The organism is Sphingobium sp. HDIP04 (assembly GCF_000445085.1).
Taxonomy (GTDB): domain Bacteria; phylum Pseudomonadota; class Alphaproteobacteria; order Sphingomonadales; family Sphingomonadaceae; genus Sphingobium; species Sphingobium indicum.
The window spans coordinates 88,793-104,986 of the sequence record NZ_ATDO01000095.1 but is presented as its reverse complement, the minus strand read 5'-3'; the positions used below and the strand labels follow the sequence as shown (position 1 = coordinate 104,986).

The following is a 16,194-nucleotide window of genomic DNA, read 5'->3' as shown; positions in this document are numbered from 1 at the left end:
GAACAGGATGGCCGCGACGACCGGCGCCAGGCACGAAACGCGCACCAGCTTGGTCGCGACCGCCGCCGTGGTGGTCGCCGGCGAGACCATCGCGCCCGCGCCGGCGACCTGGGTCACGTCATGGATCGAGGCGCCGAAAAAGATTCCCGTTTCAAGCTGGCCAAGCCCCAGCATGCGACCGATCAGCGGATAGATGAGCATTGCCGCCGTGCTGAGCGCCGTCACCAGCGCCACGGTTGTGACCGTCTGCCGTTCCTGCGCCGGATGGGGCGGGAGCACGGTCGAAATGGCGAGCGCCGCCGATGCGCCGCAAATCCCGACCGCGCCCGCCGAGAGGATCGATCGTCCGCGCGGCAGTCCGAAGGCCATGGCGATGACCGTGCCGGCGCTGAGCATGAGGAGCACGCCGCCGGCGGCGACGAGCACCGTCGAGATGCCCAGTTCGGCGATCTGCGCGACCGACAGCCGGACACCGATGAGGGCTATGCCCGTTCGCAATATCGTCCTGACGGTGAAATTGACGCCTTCGCCCAGCGGGTCGACGTCGAAGCGGTGGGCTAGCGCGGCCCCCACGATGAGCGCGAGCAGCACGGGCGGGATGCCGGTCGCGTTGCCGGCCAGCATCGAAAGCCATGCGATCGCCGCGCAGATGACCACGCCGGAGACCGCCAATGGGCGCGGTCCGAAGTGAAGGCGCTGGCACAAGACCGGGTTATGCATGCGGCGATCAGCGGGATGCGCGGGCGCGGTTGACGACCATGCGGTCATGCAGACGCGTGATGATGCCGCTGCCGGTTTTCTTGAACATGGAGGGGATGAGCGCATGGACAAGGCAGGCCATCGCCCCGACGAACATCGCCGCCGAGAAGGAGAGCGCATGCGCGAAATGCTGACCGTAGGTTTCGCCGACCGAGGCCGGATGCGCGATGAAAAGCCGCTTGATCATGAATGTCCTCCTTGGCCGAGGATGTACGCGATCGGATGCGAAATGTTCTTTCAAAGATTTCCTGGCCAGTCTAATCAGGGAGGATAAATTTCTTCAGATATGCTCAATGGGAAAATGAATTTGCTGGACTCGATTGACCGGAAGATATTGCGATCCCTCCAGCAGGATTCGTCGCGCGGCCTTGCCGAAGTCGCCGAGGAGGTCGGGCTTTCCTCAAGCCCGTGCTGGAAAAGGATCAGGCGTCTGGAAGCGGAAGGCTATATCCAGAGGCGCGTCGCAATCCTGGATCGCGAGCGGCTGGACCTTGCGGTCACGGTCTTCGTTGCGGTGAAAACCAATCAGCATCATGAGGGCTGGCTGGCCGATTTCGCTCGCACGGTATCGAATATTCCGGAAGTCATCGAATTCTACCGCATGAGCGGAGAACTCGACTATATGCTCAAGATCGTGTGCAAGGACATCGCGGACTATGACCGCATCTACAAATCGCTCATCAAGCGCGCCACAATCTACGACGTCAGCGCTTCCTTCGCGATGGAACAGATCAAATGCACGACGCAGCTCCCGATCTGAGGCGCCGATTCATATCGATGCGGCGCCCAGGAGGTGAGAATGGCGGCTACGGCATCCCCCGTTCGGATGAAGGCAGGCATGGGGCGTCCCCTGCGATGGTGGGCGGCGGGCCGCGCCCCATCGCATAGGGATGGGGTTAGCGGCCCGGCTCGTCCATGACTTCGTTTTCGATGAAGCCGATGCCGTCGATTTCCACCCGGACGCGGTCGCCGGGCGCGAGGAATTTCGGGGGACTCATCGCCGCGCCTACGCCTCCGGGCGTCCCAGTGAAGAGTATGTCTCCGGTTTCGAGCGTCATCGCCTGACTCAGATGCTCGACCTGGGCGACGGGATCGAAGATGAGGTGGCGCGTGTTGGATTGTTGGCGGACCTCGCCATTCACCAGGCTGCGGATCGGCAGGGCGGATGCGTCGACTTCATCGGCGGTGACGATCCACGGGCCGAACGGGGCATGGGTGTCGAAGGATTTGCCGATCGAATATTGCCCGCTGCGCACTTGCCAGTCGCGGACGCTGACGTCATTGCCGACGCAATAGCCGAAGATCGCCTCGGCGGCGCGCGCGCCCGACAAATGGCGGCCGCCCCGGCCGATGACGGCGACGAGTTCAGCCTCATAATCCAGCGCCTGCGAAACGGCCGGCCGCTCGATCGGCTGATATGGTCCGGCAACCGCCGTGGAGGCCTTCACGAACCACATCTGATGTTCCGGGATCGGCAGGCCGGATTCCTCGGCATGGTCCGCATAGTTGAGGCCGATGCCCCAGATCTTGCCCGGCCGGGGGATTGGCGCCAGCAACTCGACCTCGGCCAGGCTGAAGTCCTTTTCGCCGCGCAGCTTTTCGGCTGCATCGCGCAGACCGTCCCAGGCGGAAATCAGCGCCAGCATGTCCTGCCCCACCTGCGGGAGCCGGCCGGTGAGCCGGACGACGCGATCCTCCTCGACCAAACCGACCTCAACGGTGCCATTCACCGAATAGCGAGCCAATTTCATGCGCAACTCCTGATCACGGGGCGACCTGGACGGTCGGGCCGTCCGGTCGCATCTCTACCTGTCGATTAGCAGGACGACCGCCCGATCGACAACCCGAACCGACGAAGCCGCCGGCTTGCGGGGATCGTGCGGTTCCCCTGCCCGATCATTCGCCTGCGGATAGGGTGTCCGGCCGGGCCAGCAGCGCGGCGGTGCTTTCCCCCGCCCTGAATCGCGCGACGAAGTCGTCGGGATCGAATTCGATGCCATAGGAATTGCGCGCGAACTCGTCGCTGCTGAAGAATGCCCTCGCCCCGCCCGGAAAAGTTGCATTGTCCACTTGCAGTTCGATCTTCACGCCGTCGGGATCCTTGTAGTAGATCGACGTCGTCGGACCATGGTTGATGCACCAGAAGGGGACGATCCCGGCCGCCTTGTTCCGTTCGTAGGCAGTCACCAGGTCTTCCAGGTTTTGCATCGAAAAGGCGATATGATCGACGCCCGCGATATTCTCCCGATGATCTTCCAGGTCCGGAATGCGTCCGATGGCGATCCGGTGATGTTCGTCGTCGAACGTCAGGAAGGTCAGGCCGTCCTGGGCGTAGACCGTCTCCGTGTCGAAAAACCGCTGATACCAGGCCAGCGACTCGTCATATCTGGAGGTGCGGATCACGAAATGGGCCATATAATGTGGCCGGACCCGGCGTCCGGAACTTTCTGTTGCCGAAACCATATGATCGAACTCCCTTCCGCATCCTGTCTTCGCAAATTTTTTAATTAATCGCATTGCAGGTAGCAGTTACTGTCCTATTGATCAATATGTTTTTCCCGAATATCCACGGGCTTCTTTGAGTCACTGATCGATTGCCTGCCGGCGTCAAGCGCTTTATGCAGGACCGATGACGTCGAAGACCATCGGGGCCAAGTCCCCCGCGAAGCAGCAAGAAGAATCGGCCCCGACAGCCAGGACGCGGCAAAGGCGGCCGCAGGAGGTTCGCGAGCGGGTGATAACGGCCGCGCTGCACGCCTTTGCGACGGTCGGGTTCGAGGGCGCCTCCACCCGGTCCATCGCGGCGGACGCGCAGGTGTCGCACTCGCTCCTCATCTATCATTTCCAGACCAAGGACGACCTGTGGAAGGCGGTGGTTGTCAACCTGGCCGAGCGGTTCGCCATATCCCGCGTGGACGAGGTCGTCGCTTCCGGCGGAGCCTCCGCCAGGGATCGCCTGAAGCGCGCGATCCGCAAGATCGTCACCATGTCCGCGCAATATCCCGAACTGCACCGCCTGATGACGATCGAGGCGCACCAGCCCTCCAAGCGGCTGACCTGGATGTGCGAAAACCTGATAGGCGAACAGTTCGAATTCATGCGCGACCTGATCAGCGAAGCGCAGAGGGAGGGGGCGGTCCGTCGCGCCGATCCGGAGCGCCTGCGATTCTCGATCATCGGCATGGCCGCGGTCCCGTTTTCAGTGTCGGCCGAATATCAATATCTCACGAAGCGCAATCCGTTCAGCAAGATCGAGATCGAACAGACGATCGACCTGATCAACGCGCTGATATTCGTCGACTGAATCCGGAATATCGCTCAGGGCAGGCGCGGCGACGCGGCCGGCGATGGCCTGCATGGTCGGAATCCGCGAAAAACCGCTCGCGCCGCGCCTTCGCGCCGCGACCTCATTTCTGCGTTGGCGCTATTGACTAACTGGACAGTATTGCGTTACTCGCTGGCAGGAGGCGGCGTTGGCTGAACCTGGCGGGGTTCCCGCCTCTCAGCGCCGCCGGAATGAGGAAAGCCTGCGTCGGGGAATTCCGGCGCCAAGGGCGTAAAGCTGTGGCGGCCGGAATGGCGGGTCATGGTCGAAAGTTCGCTGACTGTCATGATGGCCTCAGCAATGGCCGGGCCGGGGCGGACTTGGACTCGATGACGTTGACCAGCGCCGATCCGCCGTCTGGAGGAGAGTTGAATGCCTGGGATTCAAACGGAGGTCTTGATCGCCGGCGGCGGACCTGTCGGTATGTCGCTCGCTCTGGAACTCGCCCATCATGGCGTGCGCTCGGTACTTCTGGAGCGCAATCCGACGACGACGACCCACCCGAAGATGGACCTTACGAATGGGCGGAGCATGGAATTGTTCAGGCGCCTGGGCGTCGCGGACAAGCTGCGCGCCGCCGGCGTGCCCGCCAGCGAACCGCTCGACGTCGTGTGGGCGACCAGCGGTTCGGGAAGCATTCTCCACCGTTTCGCCTATGCCGCGCCCGATGCCGCGCGGGAAGCCGCGCGCGTCAGGAACGACGGGACCGATACGCTGGAACCGGCGATGCGCGTGTCCCAGATCGTCCTTGAGCCGGTGCTGAAGAAGCTGGTCGATGCGAACCCGCTCGTCGACGTGCGATTCGGCTGGGCTTATGAAGCGTTCGAACAGGATGCCGAGGGCGTGACGGCAACGATCCGGAACGGCGGCACGGGTGAAACCGCTTCGATCCGCGCGCTCTACCTGGCGGGTTGCGACGGCGGCGGCAGCCGCGTGCGCCGCGATGCCGGGATAGATCTGGAGGGGATGCACGCCATAGGCGAAGCCTATATGGTCCATTTCCGGTCGACGGATCATCAGGCTTTGGCCAAGTTCGGCATCGCCTATCATTTGCAGACCGCCCATGGCACGCTGATCGCGCAGAACGGGCATGACATATGGACGCTCCAGACCCTGGCGCCGCCCGATTCCGATCCGGATGAATTGCTGCGCAACTTCATGGGGCGCTCCTTCGACTACGAGATTCTGGTCGCCAATCCGTGGACGCCGCACATGGTGGTGGCGAACCGCCTGCGGAACGGGCGCATATTCCTGGCCGGGGACGCGGCGCATCAGGTGATCCCGACCGGCGGCTATGGAATGAATACCGGCATCGGCGATGCGGTGGACCTGGGCTGGAAGCTGGCGGCGGCAGTCAAGGGCTGGGGGGGAGAGGCCCTTCTGGAAAGTTATGAAGTCGAACGGCTCGCCATTGCCCGGCGAAATCGCGAAGCGGCCCAGCGGCATCTTGAGGTGCGGCTCGCCATCATCAATCTCTTCCTGGAGGCTCAGGCCGAAGGCGATCTGGAGGGCGCGGAAGCTAGCGAGCGGCGTTTGGAACTTGGCCGCCGCATCGCCGAACTCGGCAATGCGGAAAATGAGAGCTGGGGCATAGAGCATGGCTATCGCTATCGTTCGCCGGTGATCTGTTCGGACGGACCGGAACTCGCGCTGGACCCGATGCGTGCCGCGCCGACGACATTTCCGGGCAGCCGCCTGCCCAGCCTTCATCTGGCCGACGGCCGGCCGTTGTTCGACCTGCTGGGTCCGGAATTCACCTTGATCGCGACAGGGCAGGCCAATATCGGCGGTTTCGAGGCCGCCGCCGCCGCCGCGGGAGTGCCGGTCACCGTCGTCAGGCTGGATCGCGAGCCGGTGCTGGACCTTCTGGAGCGTCCCCTCCTGCTGGTCCGGCCGGACCAGCATGTCGCCTGGCGCGGCGTCGCGGCGCCCGACGACTGGGCTTCCATCCTTGCCACCGTCACGGGACGGGCCGGCGAAGCGGATCGTCGGGAGAAGGCGGCATGATGTCCGGCAATGACGAAGCCTATCGCGCATGCACCGCATTGATCTCGGCGTTCGCCCATCATGTCGATCATCGTGAATTCGACAAGGCAGTCGCGCTTTTCGCGGCGGACGGATGCTTCGAGCGGGCCGACATAACCGCACGGGGACATGCCGAAATCGCAGCCTTGTGGGCGGATCGCCCGGTTTCCCTGATCACGCGCCATCTTTGTTCGCTGCCGCACTTCACGAAGCTGGAAGCGGATGCGGCGGAATCGATCACGGGCTTCACCCTCTATCATGTGAACCATGAGGATGGCGGTCTGCCGCGCTTCGAGCATGCTGCAGGGGTCGGCGAATTCCACGATCGGTTCGTGCGCACGCCCGGCGGATGGCGGATCGCTCACCGGCGGGGCGTGCCGGTGCTCATCGGCGGACATTAGGGCGCTTTCCGGGCCGTTCGCCGGCAACGCCGGTCCGGCACCGGCGGGACAGCGGCCAAGAAAATAGAAAAAGCCACCGGCAAAGGCGTCGAACGCAGCCGCGATGGTCCATTAAGGCAGGAGGATGATATGGCAGGATTGGCCGACAAGTCGGTGCTGGTTACCGGCGGCGGAAGTGGAATAGGCAGGGCTACGGCCCTTCTCCTCGCCGGTGCGGGAGCCAAGGTCACCGTCGCCGACGTCAATCATGCCGCCGCCCAGGCTGTCGCCGACGAAATCCTGGCCGGTGGCGGCGTCGCGCAAGGCATTGTCGCGGACGTGGCGAGCGAGGCCGACGTGCGCGCCATGGTGGACGCCGCGGTCCGGTCGTTCGGTCTCCTCCATGGCGCCGCCAATGTCGCGGGCGTGCCGTGGAAGGGCGTTCCGACCCATGAATTGGCGCTGGAAGACTGGGACCGCTGTCAGGCGGTCAATGCGCGGGGCCTGTTCCTGTGCAACAAATATGAAATCGCCGCGATGCTGGAGGCGGGGGGAGGCTCCATCGTCAACGTCCTGTCCTCGGCGGCGGTGGCGGCCTTCGAAAATGGCGTCGAATATTGCGCGTCGAAGGCGGGCGGCCTGGGGCTCACGCGCGGGGCGGCCGTCGAATATGGCGGCAAGGGCATCAGGATCAATGCCGTGCTGCCGGGCGCGACGCTGACCCCCATGCTGGAAGGCGCGATGGGGGACGGCGAATATCGGGAATGGGCCATGAACCAGCACCCGTTGAAGCGTTTTGGGCAGCCGGGCGAAATAGGGAATGCGGTTCGCTGGCTGCTTTCCGACGAGGCGAGTTTCGTCACCGGGGCGGCATTCACCATCGACGGCGGCCTCACCGCCGTTTGAACGCTGCCGTCGCGGCAGAGGATGGAATCTCGCCGATACCGGCCGGCCCGCGAAGGGCGCCGGAATCCGATCAATGGAGGCATGAATGGATGACATGATCATATCCGCACCGCCCATATTGGAATTCGACCCCTATGCGGAGGACGTCATTCTCGATCCGGCGCCGTTTCTGGCGGCGGTGCGGAATGCCGGCGTCGCCTATCTGCCCGCGAACGAGGCCTATGCCGTCGGGGGCATGGACGAAGCTGTCCAACTGTCCAAGGATTTCGACAGCTTCACCTCCAGTCACGGCATAGGCCTGCTCGACATTACCAAGCCGGGTCTGCTCCGGCCGACCAATGCCCTGCAGGAATGCGACCCGCCGCAGCATAGCCAGCTTCGGAAGGTCGTGCAGAAGATCCTGTCGCCTTCCCGCGTGCGCGGTTTCCAGGAATTGCTGGCGGAACGGGCGCGGATATTGGTGGACGACCTGCTTGAGAAAGGATCGGTGGACGGCACGCGGGACATTGCCCAGGCGTTCATCCTGGACGTGTTTTCGAGCGTCGCCGGGATCGACCTGCCCGCCGAACCGGCGATCGCGACGAGCAACATGATGCTCAACCTGATGGGGCCGGTGAATGAGGTGAGCCAAAGGGCCATGGCCGCGGCGGAACCCCATCTGCCCTGGTTCAACGAAGCCATAACGCGCCGCAACGCAGCGCCGGGCGGACTCGTCGACCTGGCCTACCAGGCCGAGGAGGAGGGGCTGCTTCCCGAAGGGATCGGCGGCAACATGGCCATCGTCTTCGTGGGAGGCGGCTTCGATTCCACGATTGCGGGCATCGCCAATGCCCTGCGATTGCTGGCGCTGCACCCGGCGGAATGGGCAAGGCTTCGTTCCGATCCGACCCTTGTCCCGGCGGCGATCAACGAAGCGATCCGATTCGATCCGCCCTTCCGCGTCTATTACCGGATGACCACCCGGCCCGTGAAACTGGGGGCGTTCGATCTGGCGCCCCAGACCAAGATCGGGGTATGGATGGGCGCGGTCAATCGCGACCCGCGCCATTTTGACCGGCCCGACGAATTCGACGTCTCCCGGCGGGGCGCGCACGCCGGACTGGGTTTCGGCACGGGTCCGCACAATTGCGTCGGCCAGATCCTGGCCAAGGCGGAGACGGAGGCGATCATATCCGCGCTGGTGCGCAAGGTCGCGCGCCTGGAACTGACCGGAACGCCCCAATATGAGGCCCATAACCAGGTTCGCATGCCCGGCAAGTTGCCGCTGCGGCTGCACCCTGGCTGATCCCGCCGCTGCTGCCGGACAGGCGGCTTCGGGCATCTTTCGCGGCTTGTCGGCCGCCTTTGCCGGGCACGCAAATTTCCGCTTGTATTGCGCGATAAAATGAACTTTACTGTTCACATGGTTAGTATATAACAGAACAAAGGCGGCATCAGAACCGCTGCGATCGTACAGGAGTTGATGGGATGAATCGCGGACCGGAAAGGCGGGCGGCCGTCTTGATCGACTATGCCGACGGCGTTCTCACTCTGACGAAGAACAATCCCGACACGGGATATGGAATGACCTGCGCAGTGCTGGACGCGATGGAGGACGTTCTGTTGCATGCCGGCGACCGTGAAGACCTGCGGGCGGTGGTGATCGATGCGGGAGGCGATGGTTTTCACGAAGCCGCGGTGATGGTCTTCGAGTTGAAGCCGGATTATCACGACATGGATCGCGAAGACGCCAGGGAGATTGTGCGACGCGGACAAAGTCTTGGCGAACTGATTTCTTCGCTGCCCGTGCCGGTGATTGGCCTGGCCGCGGCGGGAGCCAGGGGCGGCGGCCTGGAGATGATGACTCGGGTCGACATGCTGTATTGCACCGACGCGGCGTTGTTCTGCCTGCCGGAAGTGCAGCTCGGCTTTTATCCCGGCTGGGGCGGATTGCAGCATGGCGCGCGCATGATGCAATGGCGCCGTGCGCAGGAATTCATCCTCCTGGGGGAGGAGATCGACGGCCGCGAGGCTGAGCGCGCCGGCCTTGTCACCCGGTCGTTCGGGTCGGTCGAGGACATGCGGGCAAGGGCGGCGGCGGTGTGCAAGCGTCTCCAATATTGCTCTCCGCACGCGGTTGCGCGGGTCAAGGCGGAATTGAGGAGGGTCTGGCGCGAGGCCGTGGAGGTCGGCGAGGGGCGGGATTATGAAAGTCATGCCGAAGTCATGGAGACCCGGGACTTCGTCAAGGCGATGGACGCCCTGCAGAAGGGGCGGGCCTGGAACTATCTCAAGCGGGTCGACGAACCTCCCCTGGCAACGGGAAGGGCGTTTCCTCAACTGGAAGGGGTAACGGCCGGCGCCGCGCCGGTCGAATAGGATGTGCGTTTCCGCGCCTTCGTCGGCGCGGCGTGCCGATGCATCGTCATCCGTCCGGACTTGCCGGGGCGGGAGCGGTGATCGGGCGGGTTTCATGGTTTGCAAGGCCGTCCGAAATGCAGCGCGACGGCAATTTGGCGTTCAGGACAGATAATAACTCTATTTGGAGGAGGGGAAGATGAGAAATAATCGTTTATTGCTGGCCGGGGTCGGACTTATGTCGCTCGTTCAGGCTGCCCATGCGCAGGACGCCGCTGCTCCGCAGTCCGACGTCGGCATCGGCGAGATCATCGTCACCGCGCAGAAGCGCGCGCAGTCGCTCAACGACGTGCCTATCACCGTCGCGGTGGCTTCCGGCGAGCAACTGGCGCAGCGCGGCATCACGGATACGGCCGACCTGGGCAAGGTCGTGTCCGGGTTCGTCGCGGTGCCGGCGCCTTTCGGCCAGCCGGTCTATGTGCTGCGCGGCATCGGTCTGTATGACTCCGGCCTGGGTTCCGCGCCGACCGTGAGCGTCTATGTCGACCAGGTTTCGCTGCCCTTCTCGCTCATGACGCAGGGCGCGGCGCTCGACCTGGAACGGGTCGAGGTGCTCAAGGGGCCGCAGGGCACGCTGTTCGGCACCAACAATACCGGCGGCGCGATCAACTATGTCGCGGCCAAGCCCACGGAAGATTTCCAGGCCGGCGGTTCTGCGACATATGAGCGGTTCGACAAGGCGACGCTGAAGGCATTTGTCAGCGGGCCGATCACGGACACGCTGCGCGCGCGCGTCGCGGTGCAGGGGGCGTCCGGCGGCGCGTGGCAGCGCAGCCTGACCCGCGACGACGAACTCGGCAATGCGCGCCAGATCATGGGCAGGCTGCTGCTGGACTGGACGCCCACCGATCGGCTGAAGGTCGCGATCAACCTCAACGGCTTCCGCGACAGGTCCGACACGCAGGCTTCGCAGCTCAAGGCGATCACGCCTTCCGATCCCGCCTTTGCCTATCCGGAAATGCTCGCCGCGCCGCTGGCGGAGGACAATGCGCGGTCGGCCGACTGGAATCCGCTGGCGTCGAACCGCAAGAACGAGAAATTCTACCAGCTTTCCGGCCGCGTGGATTTCGAGGCGACGGACACCGTCACGCTGACGTCGATCTCCTCCTATTCCGACCTCAAATCCTCGCGCTATCTGGATATTGACGGCGCCGCGCCCGTTGGCCTGGAATTTCAGACATTCGGTCGCCTGAAGGATTTTGGACAGGAATTGCGGTTGCAGTTGACCACCGATGCGCTGATCGGCCTGGTTGGCGTCAATTATCAGCACAGCAATACCAAGGACAACAACTTCAACTTCGTCGACAAATTGTCGACCAATCGCGTCGGCGGCCTGCTGGCGGCGACGCCGTTCACCCGGCCGACGTCCTACGTCAATCAACAGGTCGACAATTACGCCATCTTCGCCAATGCGGAATATAAGATCACGCCGCAACTGACCTTCCAGGCGGGCGGCCGCTACACATGGTCGGAACGCGATGCGCAGGCCTGCGCCTATGACAGAACGCCGGGCGCGCCGCTCAACATCTTCTTCACCGGCCTCCAGAGCATCCTGGCGCCGGGGGTCGTGCAGGATCCGATCACGAAATGCTATCAGTTGAACCCGTATGACAATTTCTCCGCGGGCGAATTCGATCTGAGACTGAGGGAAGACAACTTCTCCTACCGCGGCGCGCTCAATTACAAGTTCGACGGCGGCACGATGATCTTCGGCAGCGTCAGCCGGGGCTACAAGGGCGCCATTATATCGAACATCACCGCCTCCTCCGCCCAGCAATTCCTGCCGGTGAAGCAGGAGCGGCTGGATTCCTACGAAATCGGCATCAAGGCGCCGCTGTTCGATCGGGCGGCGTTCCTGAACGTGTCCGGCTTCTACTATGACTATAAGAACAAGCAGTTGCGCGCCCGCATCCTCGACCCCATCTTCGGCCTAGTGGAGACGCTGGTGAGCGTGCCCAAGTCGCGCATCTGGGGCATCGACGCCGACCTGAATTTCGCGCCGGCGGAGGGGCTGACGCTGACCGCGTCCGGCACTTATCTGAACAGCAAGATCAATGGCGACTTCACGACGAGCAACGGCGCGGCGGTCTATGACCAGGCCGGCCAGTCGGGTAATTTCAGAGGCTCGCCGCTGTCCTACACCCCGAAATTCACGGGAAATCTGGACGTGCAGTATGAATGGCCGCTGAGCGACAGCTTCAAGGCCATGCTCGGCGCGGCCGTGACCTATCACAGCCGCGACAACGCTTCGCTCGTCCTGCAGGGGAATTCGCGGGACAGGAACTTCGACATACCCAAATATGCGCTGCTCGACCTGCGCGCCGGTATTTCGGCCGCGGACGACCGTTGGAGGGTCGAACTGTTCGGACGCAACGTGACCAACAAATATTATATCACGACGGTGTTCCAGGATCTCGACAACCGTCACCAATATGCCGGCATGCCTGCCACCTATGGCATCACGTTCGGCTTTAAATATTGATCCCGCGCGGGGCGGCGCATCGGGCGCCGTCCCGCCCGGCCACTGAACCGAAAACGGTTGTCGACGGTCGGTCGGCCAGGAAATGAAGAGGAAGAGCATGTCGGATTTTGCCGGAAAGACAGCGATCGTCACGGGCGGCGGTTCGGGAATCGGCCGGGCGACCGCGCAGTTGCTGGCCCAGCGGGGCGCGCGACTGGTGGTGGCCGACATTCGGGAGGATGCGGCGCGCGCCGTCGCCGAGGAAATCCGCAGCGCCGGCGGCGTCGCCGAACCCTTCCACTGCGACGTCGAGAAGGAAGGCGACATCATCGCCATGGTGGCGCATGCGGTGGCGACGTTCGGCGGCCTCCACATCCTCCACAACAATGCCGCGCTGGTCGATCTGGAGGTCAATATCCAGGACCAGAATGTGCTGACGATCGATGCGAGCCTTTGGGATCGCATCATGGCGATCAACGTGCGCAGCGTCATGCTCGGCTGCAAGCACGCCATTCCGGAGATGATCCGCGCCGGGGGAGGCGCCATAGTGAACACCTCCTCCACCTATGGCGTGGCGGCTTATGCCAATCTTTGCGCATACGGCACGTCCAAGGCCGCCTTGATCCAGCTTACCCGCTATGTCGCCGTCGCCTTCGGCCGCCAGGGAATCCGGTGCAACGCCGTGGCGCCGTCGCTGGTCGCGACGCCGGGCGTTCTGGAGCTGTTTCCGCAGGAACTGCTCGATGCCAACCGCAACGGCGCGGCGATGGACCTGCTGGTCACGCCGACGGACATCGCCGAAGCGGTGGCCTTCCTGGCGTCCGACGCCGCGCGTCACATCACCGGCCATCTCCTGCCGGTGGACGCGGGCACGCTCGCGCATCTCTCCACCGCTCCTGCGGGACGGGCCTATGACGAGAAGATGGCGGCGGCGGCGGGCGGCGGCGAAAAGGCGGTCCCGCAGTGAGCGACGCGTTCGAGAATGCATTGCATGCCGTCGTCGAGCGGCGCTGGAACGGCCGGATCGGCACTTTGCGGCGGTTGACGGCCGGAGCGAGTTACGAAACATGGGCGCTGGACGTGGTCGCCGAAGGCGCGACGGAGGAGTTCATCCTTCGCCGCGCGCCGGGCGGCGCCTTGCGGGAGGGCGCGACCACGACGCCCGAACAGGAAGCCGCGCTCATCCAACTGGCCGATGATGCCGGCGCGCCGGTGCCCGCGGTCCGTTACGTGCTGCAACCGTCGGACGGGCTGGGCCGGGGATTCTTCATGGAGCGGCTCAAGGGCGAGACGCTGGCGCGCCGCATCCTGCGGGATGAGCAATTTGCAGGCGCGCGGGCGCGCCTGGCTGGAGAGAGCGCGAGCGCGCTGGCGGCGATCCATCGGATCGAGGCCGGGGGCGTGGGCGTGCGGTCCAGCACCCCGGCGTCGGAGATCGCGCTGCTGTGGGAAAGTCACTGCTCGTTGGACCAGCCCCGGCCGGTGTTCGAGGCGGCGTTCCGCTGGCTTCGCGAACATGTGCCGGACCCGGTGGCTCCCCGGCTCGTCCACGGCGACTTCCGCCTTGGCAACCTGCTGGTCGACCCTCAGGGCCTGCGCGGCATTCTAGATTGGGAACTCGCCCATCTGGGCGACCCGCATGAGGATATTGCGTGGATCAGCGTCAATAGCTGGCGCTTCGGCAATATCGACCTTCCGGTCGGCGGCTTTGCCGAGAGGGAGGATTTCTACCTGGCCTATGAAGCCGCCGCCGGCGTCGCCATCGACCGGCAGCGCGTGAAGTTCTGGGAGGTGCTGGGCAGTTTGCGCTGGGGGCTGATGTGCGCCGGCATGGTCGGATGGATCCGGTCCGGCGAGGACGCAAGCGTCGAGCGCACGATGATCGCGCGCCGCGCATCGGAAGCCGAGATAGACATTCTCGGCCTCATCATGGCGGAGACGGCCCATGCAGGATGAACCGGGCGCCAGCGAACTGCTCGACGCGGTGGCGCGCTTCCTTCGCGACGACCTCGGGCGGTTGGGTCAGGACGAAACGCGCTTCCATGCTCTCGTGACGGCCAATGCCGTGGACCTGGCGCGGCGTGAAATCGATCTCGCACCGGGTTTCGACGAAGCTGAGCGCCAGCGGCTTTCGGTCCTGTTGGGGGAGGATGGCGACTGCCGCACCCTCAACGCCTTGCTGTGCGCCCGGCTGAGGTCGGGCGCGCTGACCGCCGACGACCCGCTTGTGGGGGAGCATCTGTGGCTGACGACGATGGAGAAACTGGCGGTCGACCAGCCCCATTATTCCGCCAACCTGCGGGCGCGCAAGATGGTCAGGCCCACGCGCTTCACCGACAGTCACCTCCGCGCGGCCGATGAAAAGGGCGGCGCGACGAATGCCAGAAAGACGAAGCATGAAAGCAGTCATTAGCCGGGAGGCCGGCGGCCCCGACACGCTCCTGCTGGAAGACGTCCCCGATCCGCGGCCCGCCGCGGGCGAGGTGGTCATCGACGTCAAGGCGTGCGGCGTGAATTTCCCGGACGTGCTGATCATCAACGATCAATATCAGTTCAAGCCTTCCCGGCCCTTCTCGCCGGGGGGCGAGGCCGCAGGCATCGTCAGCGAGGTGGGCGAGGGGGTCGATCCCGCGCTGATCGGGCAGCGGGTCATCGGCCTTGTCGGCTGGGGCGGCATGGCCGAACGCGTCGCGACTTCGGCGGGCAAGCTGGTCCCGATCCCCGACTCCATGCCCTTCGACGAGGCGGCGGCCTTCATCGCGACCTATGGAACCTCCTATCATGCGCTCAAGCAGCGGGCGCGCCTGGCGCCTGGCGAGAGCGTGCTGGTGCTGGGCGCCGCCGGGGGCGTCGGACTGGCGGCGGTGGAACTGGCGACGGCCATGGGCGCGCGGGTGTTCGCCGCCGCGTCCAGCGAGGAAAAGCTGAACGTCGCCCGCGCGCGCGGCGCCGGAACCTGCATCCTCTATCCGGGCGACGTTCCCGGCGTGCCGGAGATGCGCGACCTGGCGGAGCAGTTCAGGGCGCCGGTGGGCGCGGAAGGATATGACGTCATCCTGGACATCGTCGGCGGCAATTATTCCGAACCCGCGCTGCGCACGATCGCCTGGAAGGGGCGCTTCCTGGTCGTCGGTTTTCCCGCCGGCATAGCGAAGATGCCGCTCAACCTGGCGTTGCTGAAGGGCTGCGATATCGCGGGGGTTTTCTACGGCCTCTTCACCGAGAAGGAGCCGGACGAAAATCGCCGGAACAATGCCGAACTGTTCGAAATATACGAGGCCGGGCGCATCCGTCCCCACATTTCGGCGCGGTTCGGGCTGGACGAAGCGGCAAGGGCGCTGGACCTTCTGGCAGGCAGGCAGGCGCAGGGAAAGATCGTCGTGACCGTCGGCTGAAAGACAGGAGAATATGGTGGCAAGGACCATAGATTATAGCGAGCTGGAAAGTTTCCAGGGCCAGGAGATCGGCGTGTCGCGCTGGTTTGAGGTGACGCAGCGGTCGATCGACCTGTTCGCGGAGGCGACGGGGGACCGCCAGTGGGTGCATGTCGATGTCGAGCGGGCGACGCGGGAGAATGGCGGAACCATCGCGCACGGATTCCTGACCCTGGCGCTGTTGCCCGTGATGCTGGCCGACGTGCTGGAGATCACCGGCATCAACCATGCGCTGAACTATGGCCTCAACAAGGTGCGTTTCACCAATCCCGTCAGGGCGGGCGGGAATGTGCGCGTTCGCCAGAAGCTGTTGAGCACGGAGCCGAAGGCGGGCGGCCTGCTGATGACCAGCGAGATGACGATCGAAATCGAAGGAGAGGACCGGCCCGCATGCGTGGCCGAGGGGATGGGACTGCTGTTTCCCGGCACGGGCCGGCTGGACACGACGGCGAAGGCCGAGGGCGCATGATCGGGCATGGTCCGCGCCCGGCGCGCCCGATCCGCAGG

The 16,194-nt window shown here is 64.4% G+C and carries 17 protein-coding genes; 13 read left to right on the top strand and 4 right to left on the bottom strand.

The annotated features are described in order from the left end of the window. Together L286_RS37895 and L286_RS37890 are read right to left on the bottom strand one after the other, a co-directional pair. A partial coding sequence (locus L286_RS37895) for a YeiH family protein (protein WP_021223596.1) occupies positions 1-672 on the bottom strand: 672 nt, incomplete at its 3' end. A 55-nt stretch (positions 673-727) separates the two neighbouring features. Next, positions 728-946: a DUF6356 family protein gene (locus L286_RS37890; protein ID WP_013053997.1), complete on the bottom strand. Its 219-nt coding sequence runs from the start codon at positions 944-946 to the stop codon at positions 728-730. Positions 947-1,060: 114 nt separating this feature from the next. Here L286_RS37890 and L286_RS37885 point away from each other — a divergent pair, with 114 nt between their 5' ends. Next, on the top strand, positions 1,061-1,519 hold the full coding sequence (locus tag L286_RS37885) for an Lrp/AsnC family transcriptional regulator (RefSeq protein WP_021223595.1): 459 nt from the start codon (positions 1,061-1,063) through the stop codon (positions 1,517-1,519). A 136-nt stretch (positions 1,520-1,655) separates the two neighbouring features. On the opposite strand, the gene L286_RS37880 is transcribed toward L286_RS37885, so the two are convergent. Both L286_RS37880 and L286_RS37875 read right to left on the bottom strand, forming a co-directional pair. Further along, entirely contained in the window at positions 1,656-2,510 is an 855-nt protein-coding gene (locus tag L286_RS37880; RefSeq protein WP_020819531.1) for a fumarylacetoacetate hydrolase family protein, read from the bottom strand. Positions 2,511-2,655: 145 nt separating this feature from the next. Then, on the bottom strand, positions 2,656-3,174 hold the full coding sequence (locus L286_RS37875; protein WP_020819532.1) for a VOC family protein: 519 nt from the start codon (positions 3,172-3,174) through the stop codon (positions 2,656-2,658). 214 nt (positions 3,175-3,388) lie between these two features. On the opposite strand from L286_RS37875, the gene L286_RS37870 reads away from it, so the two are divergent. The 12 genes from L286_RS37870 to L286_RS37815 all read left to right on the top strand — a co-directional run bounded on the left by L286_RS37870 (position 3,389) and on the right by L286_RS37815 (position 16,156). After that, on the top strand, positions 3,389-4,063 hold the full coding sequence (locus tag L286_RS37870; protein ID WP_020819533.1) for a TetR/AcrR family transcriptional regulator: 675 nt from the start codon (positions 3,389-3,391) through the stop codon (positions 4,061-4,063). Positions 4,064-4,456: 393 nt separating this feature from the next. Beyond that, positions 4,457-6,091, top strand: coding sequence for an FAD-dependent monooxygenase (locus L286_RS37865; protein ID WP_020819534.1), 1,635 nt, complete (start codon positions 4,457-4,459; stop codon positions 6,089-6,091). Beyond that, positions 6,088-6,510, top strand: coding sequence for a nuclear transport factor 2 family protein (locus L286_RS37860; protein ID WP_013053990.1), 423 nt, complete (start codon positions 6,088-6,090; stop codon positions 6,508-6,510). Before L286_RS37865 ends, L286_RS37860 begins: the two co-directional genes overlap by 4 nt. A 129-nt stretch (positions 6,511-6,639) precedes the next feature. Then, positions 6,640-7,395, top strand: coding sequence for an SDR family NAD(P)-dependent oxidoreductase (locus tag L286_RS37855; RefSeq protein WP_020819535.1), 756 nt, complete (start codon positions 6,640-6,642; stop codon positions 7,393-7,395). Between the two features lie 85 nt (positions 7,396-7,480). After that, a complete protein-coding gene (locus L286_RS37850; protein ID WP_020819536.1) occupies positions 7,481-8,680 on the top strand; it encodes a cytochrome P450 in 1,200 nt (399 codons plus the stop codon). A gap of 182 nt (positions 8,681-8,862) precedes the next feature. Beyond that, on the top strand, positions 8,863-9,753 hold the full coding sequence (locus L286_RS37845) for an enoyl-CoA hydratase/isomerase family protein (RefSeq protein ID WP_020819537.1): 891 nt from the start codon (positions 8,863-8,865) through the stop codon (positions 9,751-9,753). Between the two features lie 178 nt (positions 9,754-9,931). Further along, positions 9,932-12,274 (top strand): TonB-dependent receptor, encoded by a 2,343-nt coding sequence (locus tag L286_RS37840; protein ID WP_025160643.1) that lies wholly within the window; start codon positions 9,932-9,934, stop codon positions 12,272-12,274. A gap of 97 nt (positions 12,275-12,371) precedes the next feature. Then, complete coding sequence (locus tag L286_RS37835) at positions 12,372-13,220, top strand: SDR family NAD(P)-dependent oxidoreductase (protein ID WP_020819539.1); 849 nt, start codon at positions 12,372-12,374, stop codon at positions 13,218-13,220. After that, the gene (locus L286_RS37830; protein WP_020819540.1) at positions 13,217-14,209 is read left to right on the top strand and encodes a phosphotransferase family protein; all 993 of its coding nucleotides are present in this window, start codon (positions 13,217-13,219) and stop codon (positions 14,207-14,209) included. Before L286_RS37835 ends, L286_RS37830 begins: the two co-directional genes overlap by 4 nt. Beyond that, positions 14,199-14,666, top strand: a complete 468-nt coding sequence (locus tag L286_RS37825) for a DUF6285 domain-containing protein (RefSeq protein ID WP_020819541.1) — start codon at positions 14,199-14,201, stop codon at positions 14,664-14,666. The genes L286_RS37830 and L286_RS37825 overlap by 11 nt, the downstream gene beginning before the upstream one ends. Continuing rightward, positions 14,650-15,648 (top strand): NADPH:quinone oxidoreductase family protein, encoded by a 999-nt coding sequence (locus L286_RS37820; RefSeq protein ID WP_020819542.1) that lies wholly within the window; start codon positions 14,650-14,652, stop codon positions 15,646-15,648. Before L286_RS37825 ends, L286_RS37820 begins: the two co-directional genes overlap by 17 nt. A gap of 13 nt (positions 15,649-15,661) precedes the next feature. After that, positions 15,662-16,156, top strand: a complete 495-nt coding sequence (locus tag L286_RS37815; protein ID WP_020819543.1) for a MaoC family dehydratase — start codon at positions 15,662-15,664, stop codon at positions 16,154-16,156. The last annotated feature ends 38 nt before the right edge of the window (positions 16,157-16,194 follow it).

Excerpts from the sequence above, each read along its gene's own strand:
- L286_RS37890 (WP_013053997.1), bottom strand. The coding sequence starts at position 946 with ATGATCAAGCGGCTTTTCATCGCGCATCCGGCCTCGGTCGGCGAAACC.
- L286_RS37885 (WP_021223595.1), top strand. The coding sequence starts at position 1,061 with ATGAATTTGCTGGACTCGATTGACCGGAAGATATTGCGATCCCTCCAG.
- L286_RS37880 (WP_020819531.1), bottom strand. The coding sequence starts at position 2,510 with ATGAAATTGGCTCGCTATTCGGTGAATGGCACCGTTGAGGTCGGTTTG.
- L286_RS37875 (WP_020819532.1), bottom strand. The coding sequence starts at position 3,174 with ATGGCCCATTTCGTGATCCGCACCTCCAGATATGACGAGTCGCTGGCC.
- L286_RS37870 (WP_020819533.1), top strand. The coding sequence starts at position 3,389 with ATGACGTCGAAGACCATCGGGGCCAAGTCCCCCGCGAAGCAGCAAGAA.
- L286_RS37865 (WP_020819534.1), top strand. The coding sequence starts at position 4,457 with ATGCCTGGGATTCAAACGGAGGTCTTGATCGCCGGCGGCGGACCTGTC.
- L286_RS37860 (WP_013053990.1), top strand. The coding sequence starts at position 6,088 with ATGATGTCCGGCAATGACGAAGCCTATCGCGCATGCACCGCATTGATC.
- L286_RS37855 (WP_020819535.1), top strand. The coding sequence starts at position 6,640 with ATGGCAGGATTGGCCGACAAGTCGGTGCTGGTTACCGGCGGCGGAAGT.
- L286_RS37850 (WP_020819536.1), top strand. The coding sequence starts at position 7,481 with ATGGATGACATGATCATATCCGCACCGCCCATATTGGAATTCGACCCC.
- L286_RS37845 (WP_020819537.1), top strand. The coding sequence starts at position 8,863 with ATGAATCGCGGACCGGAAAGGCGGGCGGCCGTCTTGATCGACTATGCC.
- L286_RS37840 (WP_025160643.1), top strand. The coding sequence starts at position 9,932 with ATGAGAAATAATCGTTTATTGCTGGCCGGGGTCGGACTTATGTCGCTC.
- L286_RS37835 (WP_020819539.1), top strand. The coding sequence starts at position 12,372 with ATGTCGGATTTTGCCGGAAAGACAGCGATCGTCACGGGCGGCGGTTCG.
- L286_RS37825 (WP_020819541.1), top strand. The coding sequence starts at position 14,199 with ATGCAGGATGAACCGGGCGCCAGCGAACTGCTCGACGCGGTGGCGCGC.
- L286_RS37820 (WP_020819542.1), top strand. The coding sequence starts at position 14,650 with ATGAAAGCAGTCATTAGCCGGGAGGCCGGCGGCCCCGACACGCTCCTG.
- L286_RS37815 (WP_020819543.1), top strand. The coding sequence starts at position 15,662 with ATGGTGGCAAGGACCATAGATTATAGCGAGCTGGAAAGTTTCCAGGGC.